Below are 18,162 nucleotides of genomic sequence, written 5' to 3'. Positions count from 1 at the left end.
GGTTTGAATCACAATAGGTTGAGACAACAGGCACTGAAAGCAACCTCGGGAAAATATTTCACAAAGCAAAGCTTTTTTAGAATTACAGCCAGGAAATTAGGCCAATGGCTTAATGTCTTACCCATGCGGCAATAGATTTGGCTGCGAAAGTATGTGTCTTTTTAGCAATAGGCCTGTGGCGTCACTAAGAAGGGAAGAACGATGAAGGACCTCGACAGAACAGACATCGAGTTATGCAGGCTCCTCAGCGAAAGTCCCAAGGCCGGGATGCGAGAGTACGCGCGCGCACTCGGGGTGGCCCGCGCGACGGTCAGTAGCCGCATAGAAAAGCTGGTGGAAAGGGGAGTGATCGGCAGCTTTGCACCCCACTTCGATCCGGCCGCCCTGGGCTTCCCTTTAGGCGCCTTCGTGCATGTCACGCTAGATCAGCGAACGCTCACCCGCGCGACGCAGGAATTCTTGAAGATCCCCTGGATCACCGAGGCACACTCGATCGCTGGCCCTTACGATCTGTCGTGCCGAGTGGTGGCGCGCGACCACGAACACCTGGAACAGATCACGCTGCAGCTGCAGGAGGTCGACGGGGTGCAGCGGACCAGGACGGAAATCATCCTGCGTTCCCGCATCCCGCCGCGGCACGATCAGCTGCTGGATGCCCTAGCGGACCTGGGCGGCCTCTAGCGCGGCCTTGACCTGCTTGGCGGAAAGATCGGTGGCAATCGTCGCGGTTTCCGGCTGCCCCGCGATGTAGCGGCAGATGGTCCAACCGTTGGTGTACTCCGGTTCCAGGACATCCATGGGTCGGTCAGCCACTTTCAGGTCGTAGGGGCGGCCCTCCCAATCGGCCGGCGCGTTGAACTCGCCGGTGCGGAAGGTAAATGGCTCGCTACCGTCTGTGGGGTGAGCCTGTGCCATCGCTTTGTAGTAGTAGCGGTGGTCAGTGTTCGTAGCATCCCCGTTGTCGTTATGGGTGGACACACGCGAGATCCACACCCCGCCCACGCGGACCGGAGCAAAACGCAGCCAGCCATTCGCCCAGGCCTTGCCCAAAATGCGCAGCCTCCCGCGGCGCTTCGTTGCACTGTACAGTGCAATCCCCACCATCAACAGGCCGATCGCTCCCAACACCGCACCAATAACCAGCGGTTGCGTGCTGCCGCGGGTGGCCAGAAAACCGCCGAATGCGGCCAGCGCCACACCGACGACAAGCACAACAATCTGTACCGCGCTGAAACCGGCGGAGTTGCCCGCCACCGGCATGCGCCCATTGCTGGACAGGGCGGCATTGATGGCAGCGGATCCGGCAGGCAGCGAACAGCGTTCGTCGAACGTGCCCACTTCCTCGCCATAGGCCAACCCGTCGGCCGGGTCGTCGATGATCACGGAGGAGCGACCGTACCTGAAGATATCTGCCACGCTAATTCCTGTAGCCGTGTAGGGGTGCGGGGATGAAGCCACCGCGGTTAATAAACTCCGCGCTGCTGGCCGAGTTCACGCCGATGACCGGCGCGTAGCCGAGCAGCCCACCGAAGTCTACATTGTCGCCGACCTTGGTACCGGCGGCCGGGATCACGCGCACGGCGGTGGTCTTATGGTTCATCACACCAATGGCGGCCTCGTCGGCGATCATGCCAGCAATGGACTCTGCCGGGGAGTCGCCCGGGATGGCGATCATATCCAGGCCGACGGAACAGATAGCCGTCATGGCCTCCAGCTTGTCGATACTGATCGCGCCAGAACGCACCGCGTCGATCATCCCCTTGTCCTCCGAGACTGGGATGAAGGAACCAGACAGGCCACCGACGCGCGAGCACGCCATCATCCCGCCCTTCTTTACCGCGTCGTTGAGCAGCGCCAGGGCGGCGGTGGTGCCGTGGGTGCCCACCTGCGCCAGACCCATGTGCTCCAGGATGTGTGCCACGGAATCGCCCAGCTCCGCGGTCGGCGCCAGCGACAAGTCCACGATCCCGAAGGGCACGCCCAGTCGTTGCGCGGCCATCACGCCGACCAGCTGGCCGGTGCGGGTGATCTTGAACGCCGCGCGTTTGATCTCCTCGGAGACCTCGTTCAGCGTCGCCCCTTCCATCTCGGCGACCGCTCGGTCGACCACACCCGGACCGGACACGCCAACGTTGATCACGCAGTCCTGTTCTTCCACGCCGTGGTAGGCGCCCGCCATAAACGGGTTGTCGGAGACAGAGTTGGCGAAAACAACGAGCTTCGCGCAGGCCAGAGTGCCGCCCGGGCCATAGGTGGAACAGTCCTTGATGACCTGCCCCATCTCCCGCACGGCATTCATGTTGATGCCTGCCTTCGAACTGCCGACATTCACCGACGCGCACACCACATCGGTCTCGTTCAGCGCCTCGGGAAGGGAACGGATCAGATCCAGCTCGCCGCGAGTGGCTCCCTTATCCACCAGCGCCGAATAGCCGCCGATGAAGTTAACCCCCACTTCGCTCGCCGCGCGGTTCAGCGCTTCAGCGATCCGCACCGGGTTTCCCTCCACCGCGGAGGCGAGGATTCCCACCGGGGTCACCGAAATACGCTTGTTGACGATCGGGATCCCCAGCTCCCTTTCGATCCCTTGACACACCGGCACGAGGTTGCGCGAGTAGTCGACCACTCGCTCGTACACCGCCTCCGCGGTGGCTTCCATCGTTTCCCGTATACACGGCATCAGATTGATGCCCATTGTCACCGTTCGGATGTCGAGGCGGTATTTCTCGATCATCTCGATGGTCTCGAGGATGTCGTTGCTCTGATTAGTGACGCCACGCCGTGGATTCATGCCTTATACCCCCGGCCCCTTATACATCGTGCATGGCGGAGAAGATGGCCTCCGACTGCACGCGGATAACTAGCTTTTCCTGCTTCTCGACCTCCGCCATGCGATCCTGCACGTCGGCGATGCCGAACTTCGCATCGTCGATGCGCACGTGCAGGATCATGGTGAAGTAGTCGTCCATGATGGTCTGGGAGACGTTGAGGATATTGACGTCCAATTCAGCCAGGGCAGTGGACACGGCGGCGATAATTCCGGTGTGATCCAGCCCGGTCACAGTCATGATTGCGATCATGAACTATATGCTACTCACCGGGCCAGACACCCTAGTGCCCGGGGGAACGCAAGGAGTTCTCTACGAAATCCAGTGCGTCGGACAGCCCCAGCGTTCCCTGTTGTTGCGCCAACCGACCGAGCACGCCTTCCAAAACCAGTTCCAGGGTCTGGGCGATCGTTTCCACGTCGACGTCCGCCCGTATTCGACCGCTGGCGCGCTGCTCCTGCAGGCGGGTGCGCACCGTGTCCCGCAGCGCCAACTGATCTAGCTCCCACTTGGCGGCAAAGCAGGGGTCCATATTCACTCGACGGGTGATCTCGACCCGCATTCCCCACCAATCAGTCAAGTCATCTGACTGGACTAGGGTTCGAATTGCGCCGATAAGCCCTTCGTCGGCAGCCAGTTCCGCCATCTTGCGCATGTCTTCGTGCGCCACCGCTAGAAACAGTTGGTCCTTGTTCCGGTAGTGGTGGAAGATCGCACCTCGGGACTTTCCGATCGTTTCTTCCAGGCGCGCGACGGTGGCTCCGTCGTAGCCAAAGGTGGCAAAGCAGTGGCGGGCTCCGGTGAGGATCTCAACCTTGCGTTCTGCCAGGTCTGTCTCGCTTACTTTGGGCATTCTTTTCTAAACCTCTAGTGCTGTAGGGGCGAAAAAGCGGTGACCCGCGCTCTCTTCTGGTCGAAGAGTGCGCCGATCACCGCTCTATGTGTAAGGAGTTAATCCTTATTTGCCGGACATCATGTTGCGCAGAACGAACTGCAGGATGCCGCCGTTGCGGTAGTAGTCTGCCTCACCGGGGGTATCGATGCGGGTCACGGCGTCGAACTCAATCTTTTCACCGTTCTCCTTGGTAGCAGTCACCTTAACGGTCTTCGGGGTGGAGCCGTTGTTGAGCTCCTCGATGCCCTCGATGTCGAAGGTCTCGGTGCCCTCGATGCCCAGGGACTTCCAGGACTCACCCTCCGGGAACTGCAGCGGCACAACGCCCATACCGATCAGGTTGGAGCGGTGGATGCGCTCGAAGGACTCGGCGATAACGGCCTTCACGCCCAGCAGCAGAGTGCCCTTGGCAGCCCAGTCGCGGGAGGAACCGGTGCCGTACTCCTTACCACCCAGAACGACCAGCGGAGTGTTCTCCTTCTGGTAGTTCATCGCAGCGTCGTAGATGAAGGACTGCGGGCCACCCTCCTGGGTGAAGTCGCGGGTGTAGCCACCGGAAACGCCGTCCAGCAGCTGGTTCTGCAGGCGGATGTTCGCGAAGGTACCGCGAACCATTACCTCGTGGTTACCACGACGTGCGCCCAGGGAGTTGTAGTCCTTGCGCTCCACACCGTTGGCATCCAGGTACTGAGCGGCCGGGGTGCCCGGCTTAATGGTGGATGCGGGGGAGATGTGGTCGGTGGTCACGGAGTCGCCCAACAGAGCCAGGACGCGTGCGCCCTTGACGTCGTTGACAGCCTCCGGCTCCTTGCTCATGCCGTCGAAGTACGGAGCCTTGCGGATGTAGGTAGAGCTCGGGTCCCAAGCGAAGGTCTTGCCGGACGGTGCCTCCAGGGAGCGCCAGCGCTCGTCACCCTCGAAGACATTGGCGTAGTCCTCGGTGTACAGGTCCTTGGTGATGGAGGAAGCGATAACGTCCTCGATGTCCTGGGTGGACGGCCAGATGTCCTTCAGGAAGACGTCGTTGCCGTCCTGGTCCTGGCCCAGCGGCTGGGTCTCGAAGTCGAAGTCCATGGTGCCGGCGATGGCGTAGGCGATAACCAGGATCGGGGAAGCCAAGTAGTTCATCTTGACGTCCGGGTTGATGCGACCCTCGAAGTTACGGTTACCGGACAGCACAGCGGTGGCAGCCAGGTCACCCTCGTTGATGCCTGCGGAGATCTCCTCCGGCAGCGGACCGGAGTTACCGATACAGGTGGTGCAGCCGTAGCCGACCAGGTAGAAGCCCATGGCCTCCAGGTCCTTCCACAGGCCCGCCTTTTCGTAGTAGCCGTTAACAACCTGGGAGCCCGGCGCCATGGAGGTCTTAACCCACGGAGCGGACTTCAGGCCCTTGGCAGCAGCGTTGCGTGCCAGCAGGCCAGCGCCGACCATGACGGACGGGTTGGAGGTGTTGGTGCAGGAGGTGATGGACGCGATGGCGACCATGCCGTGGTCCAGCTCGATGTCCTCGCCGTTGTAGTTGACGGTGACAGGGTTGGACGGGCGACCTTCTGCACCAGCAGCTGCGGACAGGACGTTGCCCTTAGCGTCTGCAGCGGATGCCGGTGCGTCGGCAGGCTGGGAAGAGGTGTTCTCGGTAGCCGGGCCCTCTGCGTCGAATTCCGGGGTAGCAGCGGATGCGTCGGCGTCGATGTAGTTGTGCAGATCCTTGCGGAACTGTGCCTTGGCGTCGGTCAGTTCGATGCGATCCTGCGGGCGCTTCGGGCCAGCGATGGAAGGAACGACGGTGGACAGGTCCAGCTCCAGGTACTCGGAGTACTCTGCCTCGTTCTCCGGATCCAGCCACATGCCCTGAGCCTTGGCGTAAGCCTCGACGCGGTCCAGGGTCTCCTGGTCGCGGCCGGTCAGTTCCAGGTACTTCACGGTCTCTTCGTCGATCGGGAACATAGCCGCGGTGGAGCCGAACTCCGGGGACATGTTGCCGATGGTGGCGCGGTTTGCCAGAGGCAGCTCTGCAACACCCTTGCCGTAGAACTCTACGAACTTGCCGACCACGCCGTGCTGGCGCAGCATGTCGGTGATGGTCAGAACGACGTCGGTGGAGGTCACGCCCGGCTGGATCTCGCCGGTCAGCTTGAAGCCGACAACGCGCGGGATCAGCATGGAGATCGGCTGGCCGAGCATTGCAGCCTCAGCCTCAATGCCGCCGACACCCCAGCCCAGGATGCCCAGGCCGTTTTCCATGGTGGTGTGAGAGTCGGTACCAACACAGGTATCCGGGTATGCCAGGCCGTTGTTGTCGAAGACGGAGCGTGCCAGGTACTCGATGTTCACCTGGTGGACGATGCCGGTTCCCGGAGGAACAACGCGGAAGTTCTCGAACGCGCCGGTGCCCCAACGCAGGAACTTGTAGCGCTCGTCGTTGCGCTGGTACTCGATCTCAACGTTCTTCTCCAGAGCATCGGCGTTGCCGAATGCCTCGATGATGACGGAGTGGTCGATAACCATCTCGGCCGGGTTCAGCGGGTTCACGTCGTCTGCGTCGCCGCCCAGTGCCACAACCGCGTCGCGGATGGTAGCCAGGTCAACAATGCAGGCCACGCCGGTGAAGTCCTGCATGATGACGCGGGCCGGGGTGAACTGGATCTCGAAGTTGGGCTCTGCGGAAGGATCCCAGTTGGCGATGGCCTCGATGTGCTCGCGAGTGATGTTCTTACCATCCTCGTTGCGCAGCAGGTTCTCGCCGAGAACCTTCAGGGAGTAGGGAAGCTTCTCCATTCCCGGCACAGCGTTCAGCGCGAAGTAGTCGTAGGACTTCTCGCCGACCTCCAGCTTGCTCTTGGAATTGAAGGAGTTGATGCTTTCAGCCACAGTGAGCTCCTTTAATCTCTTCTCTTAGTCGTTGTTTCGTCGTCGATGTGGTCGCCACGACACACAGCGTTTATGTGCGCCGGAGGCTCTGCTTACCATTGTGGCAGCATTCTTCCCGCGACGTCACGCCAAATTTTAACAGTACGTTCGTTCTGCTGCGAATCCTGGGCTTTTAAGCGTGTCGCCAGCACCCCCACCCCTCTTTCGGTGCTAAAACATCCCCATGACAGATTCGCCTTCGCCCCACGCCTCGGACGTCACCGCGCAGCTCATTGCTACTTTTAATGACGCCCCAGTCTATGTGGCCGAAGGTTTCCCCACCGAGGTTGAATCCGGAACCGCCGGGCTATCCCAAGAACTGAAAGAAATCGTGGAGGCGGCGACCAGGGGAGAGTCGGCGTCCAAAATAGGCAACTTAAAGATCGGCTACATCAACAACGATGGCCCGATGCACAACAGCCTGCGCGACATTGCGCAGAAGATCCTCGATCAGACGAATGCGGACACGGTCATCCTGAAGTCCCCGAATCAAGCAACGGCTGTGTCGGAGAATCTGCCACGCTTTGCGATTGAATCCAACGCAAAGATTCTTTACGGCGCAAACAGTAATCCTGGCGCAACGCAAGAGTTCCTTCAGCAAGCAACGAGCTACGAGGCGCCCACGGGGCTGGCCAACATTGGAGTGCTTCTGGCGCTGCTCGTTGCAGCCTTAATCACTTCGTTATTTAACCTGCGAAACAAGCGTGCTTAGATAACGTTTTAAAAAGGTCAAGCCTGAGTGCTTGACCTTTCTTTATGTCAAGTTTAAAGATTTGAGTGCACCTCACGTTAGGTGCAACGAGACACGCCGTCACGTTAACAAATGTGACATAAATCACATTAAGTTCTTTTCACTTACTCTTTGCAGGTCAAGGCATTTGCCGTTACTTATGTGACTATTGCGATTCGTGAGATTCGTGGTGAAAAAGTTTACGGCCTTGACTGAAGTGGCCTAGGGTTCCGTATGTCAACTTTTGAAACGAGTTGATCTCGAAGTGAATCTTGAGAGAACACTCGACGGGACCTGTACTGATCGCATGGGGAAGTGCGGCCAGCAGGACCGAGGGTTTCACTCGCTTCAAAGCCAGTTGTAAACATTCAGGAGAATCGATCGTGACACCACGACCTACAAGCCGTAAGCGCACGGTGTTGGCCGTTGCAGTAACCGCCGGTGTGACGCTGCAGTCCACGACCCTCGCGGCTCACGCCGACGACGACAAGCGCAGTGTAGAAAGCTTCCTGGCCGATCTTGTCGGCCAGGTTTCTCGTGCAAAGACCCAGGTTTCCAACATGGAGACCCTCATGGGATCCCTGCGTGAGGATGCGAACAAGGCTCGCGTTGATCTGACGAAGAGCCAGGACCAGGCGCAAAAGGCGCAGAACAAGGTCGTTGATGCTCGTGGCCGTCTCAAGAGCTCCGATTCCGCGGTATCCAAGGCGCAAGCCAAGCTGAACGACATTGCACGATCCGCTTACGCACAGGGCGGGGATGCATCGCCGATCAACCTTGCGGCCAGCGGCTCGGATGCTGTGGGCGACACGCTCGATCGTTCCTCCTACATTCAGGCTGCGGCCAAAAAGCAGCAGGGCGAAGTAGACCGCCTGGATTTGGCACGCACCCAGAATGCCAACGAGGAGTCCTCGCTGCGCGATTCACGCGACAAGGCGAACTCCGCTGTCGGCGATGCGGTGAAGAAGTACAACACCGCTCGCGATACTCTGCGGGATTCCCAACAGAAGCTCTCCGACAAGCAGGCTGAGTACAAGCGACTGCTCGACGAGAAGAAGAAGACAGAGAAGGCGCTGCGCGACGCCCGCGCTGCAGTTGAGGCCTTCACCAAGAAGAACCCGGAGGCTTCCAGCTGGGATAAGCGCAAGGTCGCTGAAAAGGCAGCTGAGAAGGCTGGCGCCTCTGTAGACAACACCACTGTAGACAACACTGACGCCACGCCGACCGAAGAAACGACCCCGGCGGACAAGGCTCCGGAGACCACGTCGGAGACCACTACCGAGGCTCCGAAGGCTACTGAAACCAACGAGTCCACCGAGCCGACCAACGATTCTCCGGCACCGCAGGGTTCCCTGGGCAACCCCGCAGCCCTGCCCGAACTGCCGGCGGAGCTGCGCAGCTCCTACGACCAGAACGTCGGCGGAGACAACCAGCGCCAGTCTGCGATCGACGGCCTAGCGAAGGCTGCTCAGTCCGCCGCGATGGCTGGCTTCAACACCGCACTGTCCGGCAACCCGGAGGGTGCACTGGATGCTGCCGCTCGCGCAGGTCGGGAAACCGCAGGCAAGGAATACGACCGCGCAATGGGGCGGGTTACCAACGTGGATAACCCAATTACGGCACCGGAAGCTCCCGCAGCCCCAGAAGCCGAGGCACCGGAGACCCCCGCAGCCGAAGCTCCCGAAACTCCGGAGGCAGAAACTCCTGCCAACCCGGCTGATGTCCTCACTCAGGCCCTCGATCCGAACGCACCGGACACCTCCGGCACGGCGGAAGAAAAAATCGAGCGCGTGATCAAGCGCGCAGAGAGCCAGCTCGGCCTGCCCTACGCCTGGGGTGGCGGCAACTTCTACGGCCCAACGAAGGGCATCCGCGACGGCGGCGTGGCCGACGCACACGGCGACTACAACAAGGTCGGCTTCGACTGCTCTGGTCTGATGATGTACGCCTTCTACGGTGTCGGCTTCAAGCTGGATCACTACAGCGGTTACCAGTACACCGCCGGCAAGCAGGTTCCGTCCTCGGAGGCCAAGCGCGGTGACATGCTGTTCTGGCCGGGTCACGTTGCCCTGTACCTGGGCGACGGCAAGATGATCGAGGCCCCGCAGTCCGGCGATGTCGTGAAGATCTCCGACGTTCGCTGGGGCGGCATGCAGCCTATGGCTGTCCGAATGATCGAGTGATCCCCCTAGCGCAGCAACTCCCGCTGCGCATAATCCACAGCCACCATCCGGGCAGTACGCACTGCCCGGAGCATTGGCATGAGATGGGGGTCAAGGCTCGCTCCGACCTCGGAGCGCCGGGTGACCTCCACAATCGCCGCCACCTGATCCGCCCTGGCCATCAGCTTCGCCGCGCGGCTGGGCACCCCGGGTGGCATCCCGGGCAGTCCGAACGCGTCATCGAGCGCCCCCACGGCCAGTTCTGCCCGCTGGAACGCCGCCGCACCACGGGGAACATGGCCCGCGGATTTCACCATGGCCGTCGCCCGGTCGGCCGCCTCCCGCAGCAGCTGATCCGCCTCGCCGGGAGAGTACACCGGCAGGGGCGGAGTCGCTCCTTCTATCTGATCCCAGGACCAGCTGACCAGGTGGGCGTCGATAAACTTGGGGCTAAGCACGTGACTCACCAAAGGATCGCGATCTGCCACGATGAGTGACGCCCCCTCGGTCCCCACCGGCAGCAGTGGCGCGTCGCCGGGGCCAGACAGCATCAGTTGGATCAGGGGGCGCTCATTCACCCCGATGGCTGCCTCATCGGTCACGGCCCGCACCTGGCCAAGAAGTTCCACCAGGCCACCACCGTCGGGCTCCAGGCGATGGTGTCTACCCTGCGTGGCGTGGAAGGCATCGATCACTTCGTCGGCGCCGATGAGGCCGTGCAGCCACCAGGCCAACCATAAGGAAGTGTTTTGCACGGGCGACCATAGTTGCGCCCCAAGCCACGTCGGTACCGGATCAGTCATTTTTCCTAGCCTAAGCTGGTTGGCCATGAGCTTCAATTACGGTGACATCATGAAGGGCCACTCCCGCAACCACAAGCCCAGCTTCCCGCGCGTCACGCCGGAGCTGGGAATGGTGGTCGAGGTCATCGCCGATGACTTCGTCGGCGCGGTCGTGGGTGGGGAGAAGACGGCCGACGGCGATTTCATCCGGTTGGAGGACCGCTACGGAAAGACCCGGCTTTTCAAGCTCCGCGAAGGCGCCTTCCTACTTGAAGGCAAGCCTATTACCTTGACTCGCTACGTAGATCCCAGGATGCTTCCGCCGAAGCAGCGCACGTCGAACTCCGGCTCGCGTCGCGTGGAAGGAGTGCAGGCGAAGGTTGCCGCCCCCTCGCGCATCTGGGTGGAAGGCATCCACGACGCTGCGATCGTCGAACAAGTCTGGGGGCATGACTTGCGGGTGGAAGGTGTGGTGGTCGAGTACCTAGAAGGTCTCGACAATCTGCCGGAGCGCCTGGCCGAGTTTCAGCCTTCCGCAACCCGTCGCGTCGGCGTACTCGCCGATCACCTCGTGGAGGGGACGAAGGAAGCGCGCCTGACCGAATCCCTTGGGCCGCACGTGATGGTCACCGGGCACCCATACATCGATATTTGGGAGGCTGTGAAGCCCAGCAGCGTGGGCATCCCCGCATGGCCGAAGATTCCCCGCGGCATCGATTGGAAGACGGGCGTGTGTCAGGAGCTCGGCTGGGGCACCCCGCAAGACGGATGGCGCCGCGTCGCCCGGGCGGCCAGGACTTTCCGCGACCTAGATTCCACGCTGATCGGCGCAGTAGAAAGGCTCATCGATTTCGTGACTGTTCCGGCGGAGTACTGAACTAACAATTAGGCTCTTATACATGGGTCCGATCATTTGGTTAATCGCAGCCGGATTATTATTCCTCGGCGAGCTTCTGGTAGCCGACATGTCCTTGTTGATGCTGGGCACCGCGGCGGCTATTACCGCCGGCGTATCGGTGATGGATATTCCCGTGTGGGCCGAGATCCTGGTGTTTGGTGTAGCTTCCGTCGCACTGATCTTGGCCATCCGCCCCATGCTGCGCAGACGGCTGCTTAAGAACAGCCAAGAACGAAAGTTCGACGATTCCGAGCTGACAGGCAAGCGCGCAGAGGTTATCGAACCCGTCTCCGACCAAGCTCAAAGCGGTGGCATGGTGCGAGTCGCCGGCGAGCTGTGGTCCGCCCGTTCCGCCAACCCCGGGGACAAGTACTCCGCGGGGGAGTCGGTACAGGTGCTAAGCATCGACGGCACGACGGCGGTCGTGTGGAAAAACAAATAGTAGTAAGGACTCTTAGAGAATGAACTTCACAATATTCCTGGTGATCCTTCTGGTCATCATCGCAACGATAATCATCAAGATGGTTGCCCTGATCCCGCAGGGTGAAGCTGCGGTCATCGAACGCTTGGGTACCTATACCCGCACTGTTTCTGGTGGTTTGACGCTGCTAGTTCCCTTCGTCGACCGTATCCGCGACAAAGTCGATACCCGTGAGCAGGTCGTGAGCTTCCCACCTCAGGCCGTTATTACCCAGGACAACTTGACGGTCGCCATCGACACGGTGGTGACCTTCCAGATCAACGACCCTGCACGCGCGATCTACGGAGTGAACAACTACATCGTGGGTGTGGAGCAGATCTCTGTCGCCACGCTACGCGACGTTGTCGGTGGTATGACGCTGGAAGAAACCCTGACTTCCCGGGAAATCATTAACCGTCGCCTCCGTGGCGAGCTGGACGCTGCCACCACCAAGTGGGGTCTGCGTATTTCCCGCGTGGAACTGAAGGCCATCGATCCGCCGGCATCCATCCAGCAGTCGATGGAGATGCAGATGAAGGCCGACCGTGAAAAGCGCGCGATGATCCTCACGGCAGAAGGCCGCCGCGAGTCCGATATCAAGACCGCCGAGGGTGAAAAGCAGGCCCGCATCCTCTCGGCAGAAGGTGAGAAGCACGCACACATCCTGGCCGCAGAAGCCGAGCGTCAGGCCGCAATTCTGCGCGCCGAAGGTAACCGTGCCGCCAAGTACATCGAAGCGCAGGGTGAGGCGAAGGCCATCCAGAAGGTCAACGCAGCCATCAAGTCTGCACAGGTCACCCCGGAGGTACTGGCCTACCAGTATCTGGAGAAGCTGCCGGAAATGGCCAAGGGCTCTGCAAACAAGACCTGGATGATCCCGATGCAGTTCGGCGACTCGCTAGAGCAGTTCGCCAAGGCCCTGGCCAAGAAGGACGAGGAAGGCGTGTTCCGCTACGAGCCGAAGCCGGTGGACGAGGCCACCCGCGAACAGGCCAACGAATCCAGTTCCGCCGACTGGTTCAGCACCGCGTCCTCTCCGGAGATTGCCGAGGCCGTCGCCGCCGCCAACGCCGTGGCCAACAAGCCGGTGGACGAAACGCCGGAACAGCCGGTCAATGAGAACAACCCGTATAACCAGGGTTAATCCCGCAGCTGATCCGCCCTGGCCAACATATGCACGGCCAGGGTCCACCCGGCCTGCTCCGCGTGCCAGCCAGCTGCTGCCAGGCGCTGGCTCATCGCCTGCTTGCTGATTCCCACGATCTCCGCGGCCTCGGCCTGCAAGTGACCCGCGCGCAGTAGGGCAGTGGCCTCCCGCCCTTCCTTCGTACGGCGCGCCAGCACATGCGCCAGCAGTGTGAAAGCCGCCGCAATGTCTTGAGCTACCTCCGCCGCCAGTCCCGGCGCAATAACGCCGCCTGGTCCGGGCTTCTCGATTCGCACCGACACCGCCCCCGCACGCTGCGACCGGGCGACCGCGCGCGTGGCCGCGCCGATAGCTTCTTCCGTGGAAGACGGGGCGTCCCCCTCAAGATCCGCAACCACCGTGCCAATGCCGAGCGCGAAGTCACCCGCTTGCAGCAGCGACAACACCAGTCCGCCGGCCTCGTCGGGGCCGGGAGCGATACACACGAATTCCTCGATGCCCTTCATCTCCACAGAGTCGACCATCGACGATTGCTCGAGTGCCGCGGCAACGTCGCGCACGTACTCTCCACGACGCTGAGAACGGCCCCTATATGCGGCATACACGGCAAACATAGGTATTAACTTACTTCATTGACTTTGCTGAGCTGACGCCAGAGTCGGATCTCATTGGCCGCCAGTGCGAAGCCGATGCACACCACCACAACGCTGAAGAGCAAGACCCACGGCTGGCCTCCCGTGGCCAGCGCGTCGGAAGCCATGGCGGTCGCTATTGTGTTCGGCGCGGAGCCAAGCACGGTAGCCGCGACATAGGGTACGAAAGGGATGTGGCTGAGCCCGCAGGCGTAGTTCAACAGGGAGAAGGGGATCGCGGGGACCATACGCAGCCCCAGCACGGCGATCCACCCGCGCTCCGAGATTCTTTCCTGCAGCAGCTGAATGCGCTTATCGTTGCGTGTCTTCTTTTCCACCCACGAGCCACCCACGGCACGCACCAGCACCAGGGACAGCGCCCCCGAAGCGCCCACGCCTATCAACGCAAGGGCAGATCCCAGCAGCGGGCCGAACATCACTCCCGCCGCAATGGTCCAGATGGTTCGGGGCAGGGGTAGCTGCGTAAACCCGATCATAAGCGCGAGGTAAGTCAGTGGGGCCCATGCGCCGGTGGAGTCTACCCAGGATCGGATGTCACTCACCGCTGGCTTGGGCACAAAACAAACGAAAGCGACCAGCAGGATCGGAACTGCAACGCTGAGGAATCGATACCTCAGCTTCAACCCCCACCACGTGCTGAATGCACGGGCAACAAAGCGTGGGATCTTCATGTTGTGTCCGGAGGGGGACTTGAACCCCCACGTCCGTTAATAGGACACTAGCACCTCAAGCTAGCGCGTCTGCCATTCCGCCACCCGGACAAGGTAAGGCGCGCACCACATGCGTGGTGGCAACTGAGGCCACTTTAATGCCAAGGCGGGGATTTACACAAATACCCAGGTCACACCCAGGTAGTTGTGCCAGCATAAGCACTTTAGTGCGGTGGGGAAACACTTTGACTAGCGTGGTGCTATGTCCGAAAACAATGCACAACACCAGCCCACTTACATCGACGATCGCTTCCCCGGGCCCGACCCCTACGCGCCACTGACGGATCTGCCTCCGCTAGAGGTCACCAGCGAAACTTTCGCCGACGGCGATCGCCTGCCAGAGGATCAGCTGGGCGGCAACGATGTATCGCCTCAGCTGAGCTGGTCTCCGGGTCCGGAGGGCACCAAGACGTACGCGGTTACCTGTTTTGATCCGGACGCCCCTACGGCCAGCGGCTACTGGCACTGGGCAGTCTTTAACATTCCCGCCGATGTAACCTCCCTGCCACTCGGCGCGGGCAACGAAGATCTCAGCGGCCTGCCCGAGGGTGCGGTGGCGCTGCGTGGAGATAGCCGCTCCTGGGGCTACTACGGCGCGAACCCGCCGGCCGGCCACGGCCCACACCGCTACCTGTTCGCGGTGCACGCGGTGGGCGAGGAGCTGGAGATCGGCGACCGCCAGACCCCCACCGTCCTGGGCTTTAACCTGAATTTCAAGGCCACCGCCCGTGGCATCATCTGGGGTTGGGCGGAGAACTAGCTCTCAATCCACGGCAACCCGCTGCCCACGGCCTGCGAAATATTCTGCAGGCCGTGGGCTTTCACCTGCGCGGCCAGCCCTTGGTGGATCTCTCGGATCCAGTCCGGGCCGCCGTAGATGAAGGGGGTGTAGCCCTGGATCAGGCTGGCCCCGGCGCAAATCCGCTCCCATGCCGCGCGTGGGGAGTCGATTCCGCCCACTCCGATCAAAACCAGCTTGCCGTCGGCGCGGGCAGCCAGGCGACGCAGCACCTCCAACGCCCGGGCGGCGACAGGCGCACCAGAGATTCCACCGGCGCCCATGGCAGTCACCTCATGTGCTGGGGTATTCAGCCCCTCCCGGCTGATGGTGGTGTTCGTCGCGATCAGGCCGGTCACCCCCATGTCGATGGCCAGGTCGCAGACCTTGTCGATGTCTTCGTCGCTGAGGTCCGGCGCGATCTTCACGAACAGTGGCTTGGAGCTTTCCTCCTGCACCGCGCGGATGATCGGCCGCAGCGATTCCACCGCTTGCAGGTCGCGTAGCCCGGGCGTGTTGGGGGAGGAGACGTTGATCACCAGGTAGTCGGCAACGTCGCCGATGGCTTTGGTGGACTCTCGGTAGTCCCTATCGGCAATATCCGCCGCGACGATCTTGGACTTGCCCAGGTTCGCGCCCACCGGGATGTCGGTATTGCGCTTGCGCAGTCGCATGGCCGCCGCGCGCGAGCCCTCATTGTTGAATCCCATGCGGTTGAGGATCGCCTTGTCCTGCGGAAGGCGGAACAGTCGCGGTGTGGGGTTACCCGGCTGCGCCAGTGCAGTCACCGTGCCGATCTCGGCGAAACCGAAGCCGATGGGACCCCAGGCGTCCACCTCCTTGGCATCCTTGTCGAAGCCCGCGGCGAGCCCCAGCGGGCGGGGGAAGGTCAGCCCTGCGATCTGCTGGCTCAGCACCTCGTCGTGTACGACCAGCGCGCCATCCAGTGCAGACAGCGCCGCGCGCGAGCCCGCCACCTGCTGCAGCCCCTGGGACATCAGCCCGTGGATATGCTCCGGGCGCAGGGTAAACATTCCCTTTAGCGCTACCTGGTACGCGCCGTGGCGAATCTTTTTCAACATTCTTGCTCCCTTATTTCGATCCCGCTGTGTTAGTCGGCTGTGTTAGTCGTTAGTCCCGCTTCACGGGGTAGTCTTCCGCGGGCTTGTCCTTCATCGATGCGATGTCCTTGTCCACGCTGTCGGCGCTGTAGACGTTGACCTTTCCATCCTCCGTCACCAGCACTAGGGCACCATTGGCTGCGTCGCACACCCAGCGCAGCTTGCCGGGCACCTCCGTGTGCGCAGCCTTTACCGGCGCGCCCGAGTCGATGCGGTAGGCCTCCAGGCTGTTCGCGGCGGTCGAGGCCACCCACGCCAGCTTCCGCTTCGCATCCCACGTCACGCCCCAGGGCGAATCCTCGGTCGGCGCTGCCTGGTGCAGGCGCACCACGTCGTTCATGGTGTAGATCAACATCTGCCCCTGGCGGGCGTCGCTGGCTACGACCACGCCGTCGTCCCCACGGCCAGAGGCAACCTGCCCCACACCCTGGCCAATACGCAACGCGGCGTTCAGCGAACCATCGTTGACGTTGACGTCGCTGATGCTGGTCTGTCCCCGGTCGATCAACGCTGCACGCTGATCGCGATCCCGGGGCTTGACTAGCACGGCCTGGTCCAGGCTGCGGCTCACGATCTCGCTGCCAGTCTCCTTGCCATCCTTGTCGTAGAAGCGGGCTTTATCCTCACCCGCCTTGCCCAGCACGGCCTTGCCATTATCCAAGAAGGTCACGGTGGTCACCTTGCCCTCGACGTCCAGGCGACGAGTTTCCTTGCCGTCCGTCCCCAGCTCAATAGCCTTGTCCTGGCAGGCCACCGCCACACCCTGAGCTGTGGTGGTAATGCTGTCGCAGGAATCGTCGATGTCTACCTGGCGTGGCTTGTCTTTGGGATTAGTGGCGTCAATAAAGTGCACCTTGCCCTGGGTAAGCACCGCAACCAGATTGGCGCCCGGCGCGTTCTCGTCGGCGGACAGCCCCACGCGCGCGGCTCCCAACGCGGGCTTGCCCAGGTCGAGCTGTTCGCCCGGCCCCTGCGACGAGGTGGGGGAATCCTTGGGCTGAGCCGGATCGCCGGCCACGGGCCCGTCGTTGGGGGAATCATCGGATCCACAGGCGGACAAAGCCCCTACGGCCAGGCCAGCCGCGACGATGCAGGAAAGAGTACGACTAAAGCGATTGACGTGCACGTTCACAAGCCCTAACGCTACCAGCCCGGCCATGTCACACCCGCAAGGCGGGGCGGAAGGACTAGGCTTTGTGCCCATGACTACAGACATGACTTGGGCGCAGACGATTATCCTGTCCCTAATCCAGGGCTTGACGGAGTTCCTCCCCGTATCTTCGTCCGGCCACCTGCGCATCTTCTCCACCCTGTTGTGGGGCGAGGATGCCGGTGCATCGTTCACGGCCGTTATCCAGCTGGGCACGGAGCTGGCGGTGCTGGTGTTCTTCGCTAAGGACATCTGGAACATTGCCAGCGCTTGGTGCCGTGGCGTGTGGGAAGGCCTCACCGACCTGACTGGTAAGCACGGCCGCCGCGTGCACCGGGATCGCTTCGATTACCGCATGGGTTGGATGGTTATCGTCGGCACGGTGCCCGTCGCCGTCCTGGGCTACCTGGGTAAGGACCTAATCCGCGATAACCTGCGCAACCTCTGGATCACCGCCACCATGCTGGTGCTGTTCTCCTTCGTCTTCATCCTCGCTGAGCGCATGGGCCGCCGCGAGCGCAGCTTCGACCAGCTGACCATGCGCGATTCGGTGATCATGGGCTTTGCTCAGTGCCTGGCGCTGATCCCGGGAGTCTCCCGCTCCGGAGGCACGGTCTCGGCCGGTCTGTTCCTCAACCTAGATCGCGAGGTCGCCACCCGTTACTCGTTCCTGCTCGCCATCCCTGCGGTGCTGGCCTCGGGGCTTTTCTCTCTTCCGGACGCCTTTAGCCCCGAAGCCGGTCAGGCCGCCTCGGGCGCCCAGTTGTTCGTGGGTACGGCAATTGCCTTTGCCGTGGGCTATGCGTCGATTGCCTGGTTGCTAAAGTTCGTGGCCAACCACTCCTTCGCCTGGTTCGCGCTGTGGCGCATCCCGCTAGGCCTGGCGGTCATGGGCCTACTCGCATTCGGAGTACTGCAGGCTTAGAATCTGAACC

The 18,162-nt window shown here is 61.7% G+C and carries 18 protein-coding genes and 1 tRNA gene; 8 read left to right on the top strand and 11 right to left on the bottom strand.

All coding sequences use genetic code 11. The annotated features are described in order from the left end of the window. Nucleotides 1-201: 201 nt before the first annotated feature. Complete coding sequence (locus HMPREF2678_RS05915; RefSeq protein WP_034967912.1) at nt 202-681, top strand: Lrp/AsnC family transcriptional regulator; 480 nt, start codon at nt 202-204, stop codon at nt 679-681. On the opposite strand, the gene HMPREF2678_RS05910 is transcribed toward HMPREF2678_RS05915, so the two are convergent. The 5 genes from HMPREF2678_RS05910 to HMPREF2678_RS05890 all read right to left on the bottom strand — a co-directional run bounded on the left by HMPREF2678_RS05910 (nt 658) and on the right by HMPREF2678_RS05890 (nt 6,597). Beyond that, nucleotides 658-1,416, bottom strand: coding sequence for a hypothetical protein (locus HMPREF2678_RS05910; protein WP_034993978.1), 759 nt, complete (start codon nt 1,414-1,416; stop codon nt 658-660). The genes HMPREF2678_RS05915 and HMPREF2678_RS05910 overlap by 24 nt on opposite strands. Nucleotide 1,417: 1 nt before the next feature. Further along, nucleotides 1,418-2,791 carry a PFL family protein gene (locus HMPREF2678_RS05905; RefSeq protein ID WP_070551365.1) on the bottom strand — a complete coding sequence of 458 codons (1,374 nt, stop codon included), beginning with the start codon at nt 2,789-2,791 and terminating at the stop codon, nt 1,418-1,420. 19 nt (nt 2,792-2,810) lie between these two features. After that, on the bottom strand, nt 2,811-3,080 hold the full coding sequence (locus tag HMPREF2678_RS05900) for an ACT domain-containing protein (RefSeq protein ID WP_034967899.1): 270 nt from the start codon (nt 3,078-3,080) through the stop codon (nt 2,811-2,813). A gap of 31 nt (nt 3,081-3,111) precedes the next feature. Beyond that, the gene (locus tag HMPREF2678_RS05895; protein WP_034974378.1) at nt 3,112-3,681 is read right to left on the bottom strand and encodes a TetR/AcrR family transcriptional regulator; all 570 of its coding nucleotides are present in this window, start codon (nt 3,679-3,681) and stop codon (nt 3,112-3,114) included. 105 nt (nt 3,682-3,786) lie between these two features. Next, the gene (locus HMPREF2678_RS05890; protein WP_034967892.1) at nt 3,787-6,597 is read right to left on the bottom strand and encodes an aconitate hydratase; all 2,811 of its coding nucleotides are present in this window, start codon (nt 6,595-6,597) and stop codon (nt 3,787-3,789) included. 223 nt (nt 6,598-6,820) lie between these two features. Between HMPREF2678_RS05890 and HMPREF2678_RS05885 the strand changes: the two genes are divergently transcribed. Together HMPREF2678_RS05885 and HMPREF2678_RS05880 are read left to right on the top strand one after the other, a co-directional pair. Continuing rightward, a complete protein-coding gene (locus HMPREF2678_RS05885) occupies nt 6,821-7,348 on the top strand; it encodes an Rv1476 family membrane protein (RefSeq protein ID WP_035008163.1) in 528 nt (175 codons plus the stop codon). A gap of 401 nt (nt 7,349-7,749) precedes the next feature. Further along, nucleotides 7,750-9,549 carry a DIP1281 family NlpC/P60 protein gene (locus HMPREF2678_RS05880; RefSeq protein ID WP_043015168.1) on the top strand — a complete coding sequence of 600 codons (1,800 nt, stop codon included), beginning with the start codon at nt 7,750-7,752 and terminating at the stop codon, nt 9,547-9,549. Between the two features lie 5 nt (nt 9,550-9,554). Here the strand turns inward: HMPREF2678_RS05880 and HMPREF2678_RS05875 are convergent, their stop codons facing one another. Further along, entirely contained in the window at nt 9,555-10,331 is a 777-nt protein-coding gene (locus HMPREF2678_RS05875; RefSeq protein WP_070551363.1) for a hypothetical protein, read from the bottom strand. A 25-nt stretch (nt 10,332-10,356) separates the two neighbouring features. Between HMPREF2678_RS05875 and HMPREF2678_RS05870 the strand changes: the two genes are divergently transcribed. The 3 genes from HMPREF2678_RS05870 to HMPREF2678_RS05860 are packed head-to-tail and all read left to right on the top strand — an operon-like array spanning nt 10,357 to nt 12,812. Further along, nucleotides 10,357-11,187, top strand: coding sequence for a DUF3097 domain-containing protein (locus HMPREF2678_RS05870; RefSeq protein ID WP_035008157.1), 831 nt, complete (start codon nt 10,357-10,359; stop codon nt 11,185-11,187). 22 nt (nt 11,188-11,209) lie between these two features. After that, nucleotides 11,210-11,650, top strand: a complete 441-nt coding sequence (locus HMPREF2678_RS05865; protein ID WP_035008154.1) for an NfeD family protein — start codon at nt 11,210-11,212, stop codon at nt 11,648-11,650. Nucleotides 11,651-11,669: 19 nt separating this feature from the next. Then, the gene (locus HMPREF2678_RS05860) at nt 11,670-12,812 is read left to right on the top strand and encodes an SPFH domain-containing protein (RefSeq protein ID WP_034974369.1); all 1,143 of its coding nucleotides are present in this window, start codon (nt 11,670-11,672) and stop codon (nt 12,810-12,812) included. Here HMPREF2678_RS05860 and HMPREF2678_RS05855 read toward each other — a convergent pair. From HMPREF2678_RS05855 to HMPREF2678_RS05845, 3 genes are all read right to left on the bottom strand, one after another. Further along, nucleotides 12,809-13,429, bottom strand: a complete 621-nt coding sequence (locus HMPREF2678_RS05855; protein WP_034967864.1) for a hypothetical protein — start codon at nt 13,427-13,429, stop codon at nt 12,809-12,811. The genes HMPREF2678_RS05860 and HMPREF2678_RS05855 overlap by 4 nt on opposite strands. Nucleotides 13,430-13,434: 5 nt before the next feature. Next, complete coding sequence (locus tag HMPREF2678_RS05850; protein WP_070551361.1) at nt 13,435-14,139, bottom strand: TVP38/TMEM64 family protein; 705 nt, start codon at nt 14,137-14,139, stop codon at nt 13,435-13,437. A 4-nt stretch (nt 14,140-14,143) separates the two neighbouring features. Next, nucleotides 14,144-14,229 (bottom strand) — tRNA-Leu (locus HMPREF2678_RS05845). A 151-nt stretch (nt 14,230-14,380) separates the two neighbouring features. On the opposite strand from HMPREF2678_RS05845, the gene HMPREF2678_RS05840 reads away from it, so the two are divergent. Then, nucleotides 14,381-14,938, top strand: coding sequence for a YbhB/YbcL family Raf kinase inhibitor-like protein (locus HMPREF2678_RS05840; protein ID WP_034974368.1), 558 nt, complete (start codon nt 14,381-14,383; stop codon nt 14,936-14,938). Here HMPREF2678_RS05840 and HMPREF2678_RS05835 read toward each other — a convergent pair. Continuing rightward, nucleotides 14,935-16,038, bottom strand: a complete 1,104-nt coding sequence (locus HMPREF2678_RS05835; protein WP_070551359.1) for a quinone-dependent dihydroorotate dehydrogenase — start codon at nt 16,036-16,038, stop codon at nt 14,935-14,937. The two genes, HMPREF2678_RS05840 and HMPREF2678_RS05835, sit on opposite strands and share 4 nt — an antisense overlap. Nucleotides 16,039-16,087: 49 nt before the next feature. After that, entirely contained in the window at nt 16,088-17,209 is a 1,122-nt protein-coding gene (locus tag HMPREF2678_RS05830; protein WP_237744629.1) for a hypothetical protein, read from the bottom strand. Nucleotides 17,210-17,279: 70 nt separating this feature from the next. Between HMPREF2678_RS05830 and HMPREF2678_RS05825 the strand changes: the two genes are divergently transcribed. Beyond that, nucleotides 17,280-18,152, top strand: a complete 873-nt coding sequence (locus HMPREF2678_RS05825) for an undecaprenyl-diphosphate phosphatase (protein WP_070551357.1) — start codon at nt 17,280-17,282, stop codon at nt 18,150-18,152. The last annotated feature ends 10 nt before the right edge of the window (nt 18,153-18,162 follow it).

It is taken from the genome of Corynebacterium sp. HMSC058E07 (genome assembly GCF_001809885.1).
Classification (GTDB): domain Bacteria; phylum Actinomycetota; class Actinomycetes; order Mycobacteriales; family Mycobacteriaceae; genus Corynebacterium; species Corynebacterium macclintockiae.
Note: the sequence above shows the minus strand (reverse complement) of the source record. Positions and strands in the feature narration are given on the sequence as shown.